General features: G+C 71.6%; 1 pseudogene. It reads left to right on the top strand.

Annotated elements, in window-relative coordinates:
- Positions 1-95: 95 nt before the first annotated feature.
- A pseudogene (locus EAO77_RS35060) lies at positions 96-651 on the top strand (cytochrome P450); the annotation flags it as partial.

The raw sequence follows: 651 nt of genomic DNA, 5'->3' as shown, positions 1-651 counted from the left end.
ATCCGCCGCCCCGGCGGGGCCGGACGCGAACCGGCTCCCGCCGTGCGGGAATTGCCCGGAAGACCGGCGGCTGTGTCCATAACCGGCCAGCGGACATGCCGTACGCCCGCTACGACACCCTCCGCAAGGAGCACGGGCAGATCGCGCCGGTGCTGCTCCCCGGCGACGTCCGGGCCTGGTTCGTGCTCGGCCACCGGGAGAACCTCGAGGTCATGCGCTTACCATCGCTGTGGTCCTGCGACTCGCGCATATGGAACACACGTCTGTCCGCCGACTCGCCCCTGCTGCCCGTCACCGCCTGGCAGCCGCTGCTGGTCTTCGCCGACGGCGAGGAGCACGCCCGGCTGCGCGCGGCGGTGACGGACAGCCTGGCCCGGTTCAACCGCCACGGCGTGCGCCGCTACGTCGTCCGCTACACCGACCAGCTCGTGGACGAGTTCGCCAAGACCGGCCGCGCCGACCTGGTCGCGGACTTCGCGCAGAAGCTGCCCATCCTGGTGCTCGCCCGGCAGTTCGGCGTCCCGGAGGAGGACGCGCTGCCGATCGGCGCCGCCGTCCGCGACATGGTCAGGGGCACCGAGACCGCGCTCCAGAGCAACCAGTACGTGCCGACCGTCATGTCCGACCTGGTCAAGCGCCGCAAGGAGAAGC

The sequence above is a fragment of the Streptomyces sp. T39 genome, from assembly GCF_008042045.1.
In the GTDB taxonomy this organism is placed as follows: Bacteria; Actinomycetota; Actinomycetes; order Streptomycetales; family Streptomycetaceae; genus Streptomyces.
The sequence above is the reverse complement of the archived record's forward strand: the minus strand, read 5'-3'. Positions and strand labels throughout refer to the sequence as shown.